General features: G+C 66.8%; 12 protein-coding genes and 3 pseudogenes. 8 read left to right on the top strand and 7 right to left on the bottom strand.

Annotated features, from left to right (window positions below; genetic code table 11):
• The first annotated feature begins 47 nt into the window (after nucleotides 1-47).
• Nucleotides 48-473, top strand: coding sequence for a hypothetical protein (locus ACIP6U_RS46155; protein ID WP_401729265.1), 426 nt, complete (start codon nucleotides 48-50; stop codon nucleotides 471-473).
• A 27-nt stretch (nucleotides 474-500) separates the two neighbouring features.
• Here the strand turns inward: ACIP6U_RS46155 and ACIP6U_RS46150 are convergent, their stop codons facing one another.
• The 5 genes and pseudogenes from ACIP6U_RS46150 to ACIP6U_RS46130 all read right to left on the bottom strand — a co-directional run bounded on the left by ACIP6U_RS46150 (nucleotide 501) and on the right by ACIP6U_RS46130 (nucleotide 5,657).
• Nucleotides 501-1,022, bottom strand: a complete 522-nt coding sequence (locus ACIP6U_RS46150) for a hypothetical protein (protein WP_401729264.1) — start codon at nucleotides 1,020-1,022, stop codon at nucleotides 501-503.
• A gap of 89 nt (nucleotides 1,023-1,111) precedes the next feature.
• Entirely contained in the window at nucleotides 1,112-2,923 is a 1,812-nt protein-coding gene (locus tag ACIP6U_RS46145; RefSeq protein WP_401729261.1) for a copper resistance CopC/CopD family protein, read from the bottom strand.
• A gap of 547 nt (nucleotides 2,924-3,470) precedes the next feature.
• Nucleotides 3,471-4,448, bottom strand: a complete 978-nt coding sequence (locus ACIP6U_RS46140; RefSeq protein WP_401729259.1) for a DNA-directed RNA polymerase subunit alpha — start codon at nucleotides 4,446-4,448, stop codon at nucleotides 3,471-3,473.
• Nucleotides 4,449-5,204: 756 nt separating this feature from the next.
• Nucleotides 5,205-5,351 (bottom strand): annotated as a pseudogene (locus ACIP6U_RS46135) (SDR family oxidoreductase); the annotation flags it as partial.
• Nucleotides 5,352-5,411: 60 nt separating this feature from the next.
• Complete coding sequence (locus tag ACIP6U_RS46130) at nucleotides 5,412-5,657, bottom strand: hypothetical protein (RefSeq protein WP_401729322.1); 246 nt, start codon at nucleotides 5,655-5,657, stop codon at nucleotides 5,412-5,414.
• Between the two features lie 12 nt (nucleotides 5,658-5,669).
• Between ACIP6U_RS46130 and ACIP6U_RS46125 the strand changes: the two are divergent.
• From ACIP6U_RS46125 to ACIP6U_RS46110, 4 genes and pseudogenes are all read left to right on the top strand, one after another.
• Nucleotides 5,670-5,975: pseudogene (locus ACIP6U_RS46125) on the top strand (transposase family protein); the annotation flags it as partial.
• 479 nt (nucleotides 5,976-6,454) lie between these two features.
• Nucleotides 6,455-7,084, top strand: coding sequence for a tyrosine-type recombinase/integrase (locus tag ACIP6U_RS46120; RefSeq protein ID WP_401729257.1), 630 nt, complete (start codon nucleotides 6,455-6,457; stop codon nucleotides 7,082-7,084).
• A gap of 186 nt (nucleotides 7,085-7,270) precedes the next feature.
• Complete coding sequence (locus ACIP6U_RS46115) at nucleotides 7,271-7,624, top strand: helix-turn-helix transcriptional regulator (RefSeq protein ID WP_401729256.1); 354 nt, start codon at nucleotides 7,271-7,273, stop codon at nucleotides 7,622-7,624.
• Nucleotides 7,625-7,667: 43 nt separating this feature from the next.
• Nucleotides 7,668-8,894 carry a tyrosine-type recombinase/integrase gene (locus ACIP6U_RS46110; RefSeq protein WP_401729254.1) on the top strand — a complete coding sequence of 409 codons (1,227 nt, stop codon included), beginning with the start codon at nucleotides 7,668-7,670 and terminating at the stop codon, nucleotides 8,892-8,894.
• 286 nt (nucleotides 8,895-9,180) lie between these two features.
• Here ACIP6U_RS46110 and ACIP6U_RS46105 read toward each other — a convergent pair.
• Nucleotides 9,181-9,372, bottom strand: a pseudogene (locus tag ACIP6U_RS46105) (CorA family divalent cation transporter); the annotation flags it as partial.
• Between the two features lie 237 nt (nucleotides 9,373-9,609).
• Between ACIP6U_RS46105 and ACIP6U_RS46100 the strand changes: the two are divergent.
• From ACIP6U_RS46100 to ACIP6U_RS46090, 3 genes are all read left to right on the top strand, one after another.
• Entirely contained in the window at nucleotides 9,610-9,909 is a 300-nt protein-coding gene (locus tag ACIP6U_RS46100) for a hypothetical protein (protein WP_401729320.1), read from the top strand.
• Between the two features lie 133 nt (nucleotides 9,910-10,042).
• Entirely contained in the window at nucleotides 10,043-10,831 is a 789-nt protein-coding gene (locus ACIP6U_RS46095; RefSeq protein ID WP_401729253.1) for an IS5 family transposase, read from the top strand.
• A 140-nt stretch (nucleotides 10,832-10,971) separates the two neighbouring features.
• Entirely contained in the window at nucleotides 10,972-11,121 is a 150-nt protein-coding gene (locus ACIP6U_RS46090) for a hypothetical protein (protein WP_401729251.1), read from the top strand.
• Nucleotides 11,122-11,154: 33 nt separating this feature from the next.
• Here ACIP6U_RS46090 and ACIP6U_RS46085 read toward each other — a convergent pair whose 3' ends face one another.
• On the bottom strand, nucleotides 11,155-11,373 hold the full coding sequence (locus ACIP6U_RS46085; RefSeq protein WP_401729250.1) for a hypothetical protein: 219 nt from the start codon (nucleotides 11,371-11,373) through the stop codon (nucleotides 11,155-11,157).
• Nucleotides 11,374-11,988: the final 615 nt, after the last annotated feature.

Below are 11,988 nucleotides of genomic sequence, written 5' to 3'. Positions count from 1 at the left end.
GCCGGTACAGCCCGATGCCCATCGCTCCGCGTTTCCAAGAGGTCCGAATGTCATCAGTTTCCCCGCGCGGCCCCGGCGCCGTGACGGCGCAACTACGCGAAGCCCTGCATGCCGCCGACTGCCAGCTGCTCGTCGACGTACTGCACCCGAACGTGCGCTGGAACCCGCCCGACTCAGGCGGCATCGGCTGCCACACCCGTTCCCATGTCCTCAGTCATCTCGCCCGCCTGCACGCCCTCGGGCTGTGGGCAGCGGTCGAGGAGTCCTTCACCTACCCGTCCGCCGTTGTCCTCGGCCTGTGCATCCACGGTGCCGTGCCGCCCGCCGACTCGCAGACGGTGGCGTACCACGTCTTCGATGTCAACGACGGTCTCGTCACCCGTATCACGGGCTATGCCGACCGAACCCAGGCGCTCGACGCGGCCTTCCCCGGCACTGCTGCGGGACGCGATTCGGCGGCGTCGTGGTGGTGAGATCGTCGGCGAGCCCTGCGTGAACCGTCAGGACGAGGAGACAGGTGTCCGGAGATGGAGCAGTCCGGCCACCCCGAACTGAAGCGTCACCGGGAGCGTGTGCCGGGCCGTGACCCCGCGGACGTCGTGCAACTCGACGGCGGGGCCGGCGCCGCGGAAGGTGACCGTGGTGCCGGACAGCACCAGGATCCCCGCGGTGGAAAGCGATCCATTCCCTTTGGCAGACTTCGCGCCTACGAGGACGCCCCGGCCCTCGTCCGGGGTCGCGACCATGCCGAGGTGCTCGGGCACCGCGCCGTCGTTGCGCACCGACATGGTGAGCGTGCCGTCACCGGAACGATCGAGGTGCGCGACGGCATCCGTGATCGTCAGATCGATGTCGGCGATGTGCACGGTGAGGCGGCCCAGGGCCGAGTCGACGCCCGTGCTCCCGGGCGGCGGCGCATAGGCTTTGGCATCGCCTGTGCAACCCGAGAGCAGGACCGCGAGCACGATGGACAGGGACGCCGCAATGGCCGTGCGGGTGTGGGTGATGACTGTTCCGGTCATGTTTGCATTGTGCCAACGTCGGTAGTGGCTGGAACGCCGACCCCCGGTCCTTCGTCAACTGGTTCCCCCGACTCCTTCCGCCCCGTGGGTCAGCGGCCGACCTTCACCGTCTTCGACACGGTGACCTGGTCGATGTCCGAGACCCGGACCGTGGCCTTCATCGTCCAGGTGCCGGCGATCGGGAGGTTGAGGGTGTCGCTGCCCCAGTAGCCTCGTTCGTCGACGAGTTCGGCGTCTAGTGGGCCGATGTGCTGCTCGGCGAGGGTGAAGCTCAGACGGAGCTCCGGGATCGTGACGGGACTGTCGTCGGCTCCGTAGACGATCGCCTCCACCACGTTCCGGCCGACCCGGCCCGGTTCGAGGGTGACCTGCACCTTGCCGCGTCCCGACAGAGTGTTCTCGCCGGTGTCGTACGGGATCAGCGTCAGGGACACCTCGGGCTGCCCGGCAGCGGAAGTGGAGGCGGCGGCCTCGGCGGCACGGCCCGTTCCGGTGCCGGTCAGCACGGTCGTCAGGACGAGGACCAGTACGCCGACCGCGATCTCGGCCAGCACGGACCGACGCAGGCCGCGCCGGTGCGCCTCCTGGTCGGCGGATGATTCCGGAGGGTTCGCGTCCCCGGGAGGGGTGGGAGGGTCCTCACCCCCCACTGCCACCAGCACCCGCTGCTCCTGTGGCGTATGCAACAGGCGGGCGGTCCAGCGTCGGGAGTACGAGGCCGCCATCAGCATCACCAGCACTCCCCAGACCTTGAAGACCAGGATCCGGCCGTAGGTCGTGGCGAACGCGTCCCAGGAGCCCAGCCCGCGCCACGACTGGTAAACGCCGGTGACGGTCAGCACCGCCACCGAGATCAGCGCGATGCGGGAGAAGCGGGCGACGGCGCGGGGCGGGAGGGGATCGTCGTCCGGTGCCCGGTACAGCGCGAGCAACAGCGCGGCCAGCCCCCCGAGCCATACCGCCATGGCAAGCAGGTGCAGCATGGAGGAGGCCACGGCCACGGGCACCTGGATCCCTGCGGACGCGTGCTCGGCCGACGCCCAGGTGGTGGCCAGCCCGAGCACGAGCACGCAGGTGCCCGCCAGGGCACGTCGGCCGGGTATTCGATCCCGGGGCCGATACCGCACTGCGACGGCCACGACCACAAGCAGCACCAACCGTGCCAGCAGTGCGAGTCCGGGCCGGCTGTGTGCCGTCTGCCGCAACGCACCCGGGTCGAACACGTCGCTCAGGCCGTCACCCCTGTCGTAGGGACCCCGCAGCAGGACCAGCACCGCGGTCGACACGAACAGCGCCCACCATCCGACCAGAAACGGCCGATGCACCAGGCGCGCGGCGGTCGCGGAGCGCCAGCACGCCAGGACGAACCCCGCGAGGCCGATCAGCAGCGCCAGTCCGGCGTAGGCGACATAGCGGCCGACCCCGTACAGCGCACCGACGCCGGGATCCACAGCGGGCGGGGGAGCGGCCGTGGCTCGGGTCGTCGACGGCTTGCCGACGGAGAAGGTGAAGGCGCCGGACACGGCGTGGCTGTCCGCCGACACCACCCGCCAGGACACGGTGTACGTGCCCTGCGTCAGCCCATTCGCCAGCCGCACGCTGTCCGTGTTGCCCCGCCCACCTGCATGTCGTGGATCGCCGTCCGTCACCGGTCGGTTGTCGGGGTCGAGCACACGCAAGGAATCCTCGACGAGTGCGACCGACTCGTCGAAGGTCACGGTGATCTGCTTCGGCGCGGCTTTCAACACGCTGTTCTCGCGAGGGTCGCTGCCGGTCAGCACCGCATGTGCCGAGGCGGGAGCCGCGCTTCGGAGAAGGGCACAGGCAAGGACGGCGACCACCACCAGAAGCGAGCAGACCGCGCGTGTGCCGCGTGTGCCGTTGTTCACCACTCGTGTCACGTCGTGTCTTCGGGTCCCGCCGGTACCTGAGTCACGCATACGTACGGACGTATCCGCCAGGGCACTCACTCCCCGTGGAGTGGCCACGAAAGCGAGCATCGGAGCGCCGACCCGCCCCGGGTTCGGGAGAGTTGGAGCTCACCGCTCCGCACGCGCCGTCAAGGGAGAGTCCGAGGACGTGCTCGAACGGGATCGGCCGGCACCCGTGGTCCGTCAGGGGTGGTTCGGCCAGCTCGCGGCGTACACAGGACGGACCGCTGGGATCCGTACGGTGACGCGTCGAGCTCCGATGGCACTGTCGGCCAGGGCTCGGCTCCCGGGCGACCGGCGCCAGCAGGGTACTTGGCAATGAGAGAAGAGTGAACTGGCAGAAATGGGCCGACAAGCAATAACGCCTGACGCAACGGTTGCGCTTGGCGAACTCCTCCCAGAACCCTCGCACTTACCGGTCCCCTGAGACGTCACCAGGCAGCATCAACCCAGCAGAACGCGAACTCACAGTGCCGCTCGTGCTTGGGGGAACCCGTGTCTGTAACGGCGCCCGGACTCAGGGGGTGCTATCGAAGGCGGCGATCGGGTCGAGGCCGGGCGGGCTGTCCTTGAATGCCAGGCCCATGCCGGCCAGCTTCGCCTTGACCTCGTCGATGGACTTCGCACCGAAGTTGCGGATGTCCAGGAGGTCGGCTTCCGAGCGGGCGACGAGCTCGCCCACGGAGTGGATGCCCTCGCGCTTGAGGCAGTTGTAGGAGCGGACGGTGAGGTCCAGCTCCTCGATCGGCAGAGCGAGGTCGGCAGCCAGGGCGGTGTCCGTCGGGGACGGGCCCATGTCGATGCCCTCGGCGTCGATGTTCAGCTCGCGGGCGAGACCGAACAGCTCCACCAGGGTCTTGCCAGCCGACGCCATGGCGTCACGCGGCCGCATGGCCTGCTTGGTCTCGACGTCGACGATCAGCTTGTCGAAGTCGGTCCGCTGCTCGACACGCGTCGCCTCGACCTTGTACGTGACCTTCAGCACCGGGCTGTAGATGGAGTCGACCGGGATACGGCCGATCTCCTGGCCCACCTGCTTGTTCTGCACTGCGGAGACGTAGCCGCGGCCGCGCTCGACCGTGAGCTCCATCTCCAGCTTGCCCTTGCCGTTGAGCGTGGCGAGGACCAGGTCGGGGTTGTGCACCTCGACGCTGTTCCGCAGGGCGATGTCGGCGGCGGTGACCAGCCCCGGACCCTGCTTGCGCAGGTACATCACGACCGGCTCGTCGTGCTCCGAGGAGACGACCAGCTGCTTGATGTTGAGGATCAGCTCGGAGACGTCCTCTCTGACACCCGGAAGAGTGGTGAACTCGTGCAGGACGCCGTCGATGCGGATATTGGTGACAGCGGCACCGGGGATCGACGACAGGAGGGTGCGGCGGAGCGAGTTGCCGAGGGCGTAGCCGAAGCCCGGCTCCAGCGGCTCGATCACGAACCGGGAGCGGAACTCGTCGACGACCTCTTCGGCCAGCGAGGGACGCTGAGAAATCAGCATGAGGTAGAGCCTCCAGTCGTTCTGCGCCCGCCATTTGGCGCCATGGACATCTCAACGTATCGGTCATACAGCAAAAAAGGCTCATATCGAGCGTGCGTGCGCGATACCTCGCCGAAGCCACGCGCCCCGTGCGTCTGAGGCCATGGCCCGCATCTGGACGGCTCGAACCGATGTTGAGTTCGCCGGTGAGCGGACGGGTGGCGGCTCGGCCGATTCCGGAGAGGTCGTCGGCGAACATCACCAATCCGGAAGCGAGGGCCTTGCGTGCGGTAACTCATCGCTCTCCAGCGGCCGTCCGCCCTACCGGCAGATCTTGGCATAATGCAAAGATGGTGGTGGTCAGCATACACACCTCAAACTGGCGGCGGCTGGGGTCGATACTGCTTTGCCGTACTGACCACCTGATGTGCGGGGCCCAGCCGGGGAAGACGTGGTCACCGCACGCAACGTGTACATCCCCGAAGATGCCCTCGGCGTCTTCGGTACTTGGGAAATCCCTGGCCAGGCAGTGGACTGGTGCAGTGGACTTGCCGTCCTCATGTCATGAGGGGTTCTCGTCGCGACGGGAGTGAGCGCCGGCGCGATCCGGGCCGCAGCAACCGCTCCGGCCGGTTTTCCGGCGGCGTCGGCGGATTCATCCTGGGAGGGGAAGCCGTCGCGGTACAGGAGAAGATGCCCGACGCCGCACGGGGCACGGCCCGGGCGCTCCGAGAGCGGGTGCGTTGGCCCGCAAGTCTCCCGGAGCGACGTTGGGGTCTATACGGCGGTTCGGCCGGCGTCGGCGGCGATCGTGGCGCCGGTGAGGAAGGCGGATCGGTTGGTGGCCAGGAAGAGGATCACCTCCGCGATCTCGCGGGGTGTGGCGAGCCGGCCCAACACGGTGGTCTTGGCCCATGCATGACGACTTCTTGATCGCGCTTGGCGGGCACCGTGCCCGGCCTCAGGATCGGGCGGTGCCCGGGGTCATGCCAAGGTGAGGACGATCTTCTTGCCGCCGGCCCGTCCGGTGACCGCCTGGGCGAACGCAGCCCGTCCCTCGCTCAGTGGCAGGGGACGGGGTGCGAGTTCCAAGGTTCCGGCAGCGGTCTGCTTCGCCAGCTGGAGGAGCTGCGCGGCGTCGGGCTTGGCGTAGAGGTCCCAGCTCGTGATGCCGCGTTCCCGCGGAGGGGCGTCCGAGGTCAGCGAACAGAGTCGGCCGCCGTCCCGCACCAGAGGCAGCGCGGTGTCCGCAACGACTGCAGGGCGTGGGAGTTGTCAGGTGCGAAGTCCGCCATCGGCAAGACCACGGTCATCGCCGACGGCGGCTACTGGGGTACCGACCTGGTCATCCCGCATCGCCGCGAACCCGGCCGGAGCGAACTCGCGGTCTGGAAAGAGGAGCACAACGCCTCTCACCGCAAAGTCCGTGCTCGCGTCGAGCACTCTGTTGCCCGAATGAAGACCTGGAAGATCCTCCGCGACTGCCGTCTCAAGAGCGACGGGGTACACCACCTCTTGCTAGGCATCACGCGGCTGCACAACCTCGCCCCTCGTGCGATGGGGGCGAAGCCCATCGCCCCTATGCCCGCATCGACTTCAAGATCAGTTGTGGGACAGCTCTCAGCAAGGGCAACTCGCTATTTCGCTAGTCACGTGGGCGTGCCATCTCGAATGGGGCAGGTGCTTAGAAGACACCTGCCCTGTTCCTCGGCGACGGCTGCCAGGGCGAGCCTGATGGTTGTGGCGCTCCCACCTGCTACTGGCGTCGTGCTGATTCGCCGACGGCAGACACATCAAGTGCGCAACGGACTGGAATAGAGCGGCGAAGCAAGCAAACCTAGAGCGGTCCGGAGAAGAGCGATGACACCCGCTGCTCCTGCACGCTTCTTCGCGCCGGGAGCGCGGAGACGCGGCAACATAGCCGACGATCGCCGGTTAGCCAAACCGGCGATTCCGCAGACCATTGAACCTGTCGCGCTGATCCCCGCGTGGCACATTCAGTCAATTTCCCTGAGGAGTTCAAAGCCGTGGATGTCGAAGTCATGGAAGAAGAATGGATACTTTCCCCGGAGCTGGTCCGATCGCTGCTCAAGTCGATTCATGGGCACGCGGGAGCCAATCGCTCGGTGCACCCCTTCATGCGCACCGTGGCCGAGCAGGCTCTGCTCCCGCGTGAGGCCCGAGCCCTGCGTGTGAGTGACGTGATGCTCCCGGAGGGCGACGGGGGTAAATTGACGGCCCGTCGCAATGGAAAGGCGAGGGAAATACCGCTCCAGCCGCAGTTCGTCGAGTTCCTCCGTGAGTGGATCAGTGACGCTGATCTGCAGGAGGACGACCTGCTGTTTCCCGGTACGCGAGGCAGGCCGCTCTCGGCTCCCGACTACATGCCGATCTGGGAGCAGGCTCAAGTGGCAGTCTTGCCGCGGGACGAGCTGTACCGGTGGCGACTTGGGGAGTCCATCACCATCCTCCGCGATTCCTGCCTGGTGAAGTGGCTGACGACGGGCATCTCACCCGTCACGGTTGCCGAGTGGGCTGGCATCACCCCGACTTGGCTTGAGCTGCGTTACCCGCACTGCTTCGGCACTGAGGACGTCGAAATCGACTGGGACGACCTGCCCGAGGTCACGGCACTCCCGGACTGGCCCCAGCCGTAATTCGCGCCCCCGCGTTCTGTCTCACCCTCAGAGCGCTGGCGCCACCCGGTCATTCTCCTGTGCACCGGCGGTCCTCACCCCGCAGTAGCCGTCACGTGATCAGTGTCCCTCTTGTCGGAGCCTTACAGTGACGCGGTCCCGCTGCCCTGACGGGGTTGGTCGACCTTCGTCCTGGCCCACCCGCCAATGCCCAGGCGCTCATTCCCCTTCACCGGCAAGGACTCACCCATGCCTTCACGCTCGTCATCTGATCGATCCGCAGCACCGGAGGCAGGCGGTACTACCCGCCAAGCGTTCCTGAACGTGAGGGACGCGGCCGAGTATCTCGGCCTCTCGCCCCACACCCTCTACGTCTGGCGCCACCGGCGCCAAGGGCCCCCGAGCTTCCGGATGGGCACACGCGGCCGTGTCGTATACCGCGTTCAAGCCCTGGACGCCTGGGTTCGTGAACAAGAGCAGGCCGATTCCCGCTCGAATGCCGCTCTCAACCCCCTCAACACGGCACCACAGACCCGCCCCGACTACGAGACAAGCGCTTGACACGCGCTGATCCAACTCCCATTGCCCAGCTCGAGGGGGTCGCTTGGCCGGCTACATCGAAGACCGTTGGATCAAGAAGAAGAGAGACCCCGTCAGCGGCAAGCGCGAACGCACGACCCGCTACGGCAAGGGCTCCCGATACCGAGTCGCCGGCATCCCTGGTGTCCGGGACAAGTCCTTCGACACGCTCGAAGACGCCAAGACATGGCTTCGCCAGGCGGGCACCGATAGCGAACGCGGGGAATTCGTCGATCCGCGCGACGGCTCCATCGCCCTGGAGGACTACGTCGTCCGCTACTGGCAAGCGGGAGTCCAGGGCGTCCCCGGCACCGTCAAGCGCATCGACGAGCGGGTCCGGCTCCACATCCGGCCTCATCTCGGCGCGGTGTCCCTGCGCGACATCACACCGACGGTACTGCGGGGCTACATCGCCACGCTGGTGGGGGACCTCTCCCCGCGGTACTCGCGTCAGATCCTCTCCACGCTCTCGAACATCTTCGAGACCGCCATCGACGACAAGCGTCTGGTGCGCAACCCGCTGCGGGCCAAGTCGGTGCGCTGGCCCAAGGCGCCTGACGACCAGCGGGAAGCCTGGCCGCTGGAGACCGCGCTGCGGGTCCGGGACTCGATGAACCCGCGCTACCGCATCGCCGCCGTAATTGCCCTGGGCTGTGGACTGCGCCAGGGCGAGGTGTTTGGGCTGTCACCGGAGGACGTCGACTTCCGCCGAGGACTGATGCGCATCCGTCGGCAGGTTCAACTCCTTCACGGGCGCTTGTACTTCACACTTCCGAAGGGCGGCAAGACGCGTGTCGTCGACATGCCTTCCTCGGTCGCCTCGGCGCTGGCCGAGTACTTCATGGAGTACCCCGCAGTCGAGGTCGAACTGCCGTGGGGCGGTCCGGAGCCCGACCGGGAGAGGGAAAAATTCCCACTCATCCTGACCACGACATTCGGCAACGCGATCCGGGCGAACATCTTCAACGTCGACGTGTGGAAGCCCGCCCTCGCCGCGGCCGGTGTGATCCCCATGCGGAAGCGGGGCGAGCGCTGGAAGGCGTCCCGCAAGGACGGCTTCCACGTGCTGAGGCACACGTACGCCTCGGTCATCCTCGAAGCGGGAGAATCCGTCGTCACCCTTGCGCGCTGGCTCGGGCACTCCAGCCCGACCATCACCTTGGACTTCTACGCCCACTTCATGCCCGAGGCCGGTGGGAAGGGGCGCGGTGCCATCGACGCCCTGCTCAACCGGCCTCCCACAACCGCATAGAAGAGACGATTCCCCATGGTGTGGGAACACGAGGGGCGCAGCACTGCTGCGCCCCTCGTCGGTGTTTCGTAGTCTGTGAAGTTGCTTACTCTCCGTGTCTGTCAACGCTCCGGGTGGCCAATGGTGCGGAGGGAGCGATCCAGGCAGAGTCCTTGCGATCGGGGAGGCTGGCCGAAGCGAGGCGCGTTTCATTCTCCCCAGATTCTCCCCAGTGGCTTGAACGGTGCCTTTGGTAGCCGTGTTCGCGCCGTCGGGCCCGGTGTGTCGACGCCTGCGAGACGACTACTCAGAGCCAGTCCCGCCGCTTGAAGATGACGTACAAACTGGTACATACGGCGGCCATTAGTAGCATCGCGAAGGGGTAGCCGAGCACCCAGTGCAACTCCGGCATCCGATCGAAGTTCATCCCGTAGATCGTGCCCACCAGCGTCGGCGCAAACAAAATAGCCGCCCACGACGAGATCTTCTTGAAGTTGTCTACATGGTCGCCCTGACCTGCGACGATACGGCAAATTCCGACTCTGACCTGCGCGGATGGTCCTTTCGGGTTCTTTCGAGAGCCTGCCGCGTAGTGCAGTCGGTTCTCCCCACGCGCTCCCCTTCGGCTACCAACGGAACACCTTCGCTCCCGCAGAGACGAGCGCGTCAGGCGGTTGGACAGGGACGCGACGGTGCTCTGGCTGCGGCTTCCGGGCGCGCGGTCTAATACGCGGTGATGGACGCGAGCGTGGTGGGACTGGTGGGCGCGGCGATCGGCGCGTTGGGAGCTGTGGCCGGTGGCTGGGCTGCCGTGCATGGTCAAGGGCGCCAGCAGCAGCGGCAGTTGCAAGCTGACCGCGAGGAGCGGTGTGAGGCTGCGCGTCGGGAGGCATATGGCGCGTTGATCGCGAGAACGAAGCTGCTGTCCGCGGCGTGGTGGCGATTCTCCGACGTAGTGTGGAACGAGCAGTCCACACCGGAGCAGTGGCAGGCGTCCTTCGCCTCGGCGCACGAGGCTTGGACTCAGAAGCTGTAGTCCTATCGATCTTGAGTGCGGTGTGATCGAAAGTGGCTGGTGGGGCGGGTGATTCCGCAGTCGCCGTGCATGAAGACAGGGCCCCTGGTGCAGTTCGGAGTTGCTGAGACAACGAACGCACGAGGAGGCCCTGTTGTCCCTGTTGTACGGGGTCGAGGGTGCCGGGCTCAAGTCGGCGGGTGTGTCGTGCGACTGTCTCGCGCACAGGTTCGGGAACGCGGCCGATCATCCTGGCCGCAGGCCCGTCTACGACACGGACATGACCGATGAGCAGTGGCAGGTGATCCGTCCGCTGCTGCCGGTGCCGGCGTGGTTGGAAGGGCGGGGCGGACGGCCGGAGGGCTACTGCCACCGGGTGATGTTGGATGCGATCTTCTACGTGGTCGACAACGGCATCAAGTGGCGGGCGATGCCCGTGGACTTCCCCTGCTGGGACCGGGTCTACGCCTTCTTCCGGCGGTGGCGCGAGACCGGGTTGATCGCCGAGTTCCATGACCGGCTGCGGGGCAGGGTCCGGGAGGCTGCCGGGCGCCGGGCGGAGCCGAGTGCGGCGGTCATCGACTCGCAGTCGGTGAAGGCCGACGCAGTCGTCGGCTCGGGCAGTCGGGGCTACGACGGCGGCAAGAAGATCAACGGCAGGCGCCAGCACCTGATCTGCGACACCGTCGGCCTGCTGCTGATGATCAACGTGACCGCGGGCGACGTGACCGACCGCCAGGCGGCCACCGACATGCTGCCCGTCCTGAGCACGCGTTTCCCCACGATCACCAGGCTGTGGGCCGACGGCGGCTACACCGGCGTCCTGATCACCTGGGGCCTGACCGTCCTGCACCTGATCGTCACGGTGATCAAACGCAGCGACGACGTCTGCGGCTTCATGGTGCTACCGCGCCGTTGGGTGGTGGAACGATCTTTCGCCTGACTGCTTCGCTCGCGCCGACTGGTCCGCGACTACGAGCGGCGCCCGGACTCCAGCGAGGCGATGATCATGTGATCGATGGCCCAGCTCATGACCCGCCGCCTCGCAGCCCCGGCGCGAGCGCGAACCGCCCCGAAGGCACCTTGACCAGCCAGCCCCTCGCCGCCAGCCGGTTCGTCTTCGACCGCACCCCCTCGGTCTTCGAGTGCACCGGCGCCACCCCGAGCGCCAACACGATCTCCTTGCAACTCAACGAGCCACCCTGGGCAGGCAGGACCGCCATCAGCCGCTGATAGTCCGCCGACAGCACCAAAGCCTCACGCCCCTCACACCACACTGGCACCACCGACCTCGGCCGCAACGTCGCCATGGTCGGGACCAGCGAGGACCTCGACCACCGTCTCCCGTGAGATCACGAACCGCTCCCAGTCCCGTTCCGCGTCCCGCAGCTGGGCAAGGATCCGGTCCGCCTCCTCCCGCAGCACCTCCACCCGCCGAGCGGCTTCCCGTTCCCGCTCCTCCAGCAGACCGATCACCGAGGGCATCCCAGAACCTCCACCACCGCGACGACACGACGCCCACTGCCTGCACAAAACCCACGACACCATGCCTGACCAGCGGAAAGTCAGCTTTCACGTCCGGAAAGACAACAGCTTCTCAGAAGATCCGCAGGCAGGAACAGGGCCACAAATACGCCGCTGCGCAGCTCATCAGGCACGGTGCGCCCGTGCCGCGGGCCGGCGTTGACCCCGTGCTCTGGCTGCAGGACGCCTTGCTCGCGGTCGGCGCGAGGAACGTGAGGCACGCCGGTCCGCACCGCTTCTGCAGACAGTTGACGCGTGTTGCCGCTCGGCCGAGGACGTTACCAGGAAGAGGCGCCTGTCGCTCATGAACCTTCTTCAAGAGGTTCTCAATGCCTATCCCTTGTCAAGGACGTTCCACAAGGAGTGGCAGTTCACACCCCGGACCGCGCCCCCTCACGGCTGCCGGGCGGGCAACGCAAAGTGTTCCGCGAACATCGCGTTCCCCACCGAACTCGTCGCTAAGGCTTGACTCGTTGGCATCGTGAGGTATGCGCCGTTCCAAGACTTGACCGAGATCCCAACCGTATCGAACTCGCGCTAGTTGTGGCGAAAAGGACGCCTGGGGCTCACGCAGGG

Origin of the sequence: Streptomyces sp. NPDC088794 (assembly GCF_044750545.1) — a bacterium.
GTDB lineage: Bacteria > Actinomycetota > Actinomycetes > Streptomycetales > Streptomycetaceae > Streptomyces.
Note: the sequence above shows the minus strand (reverse complement) of the source record. Positions and strands in the feature narration are given on the sequence as shown.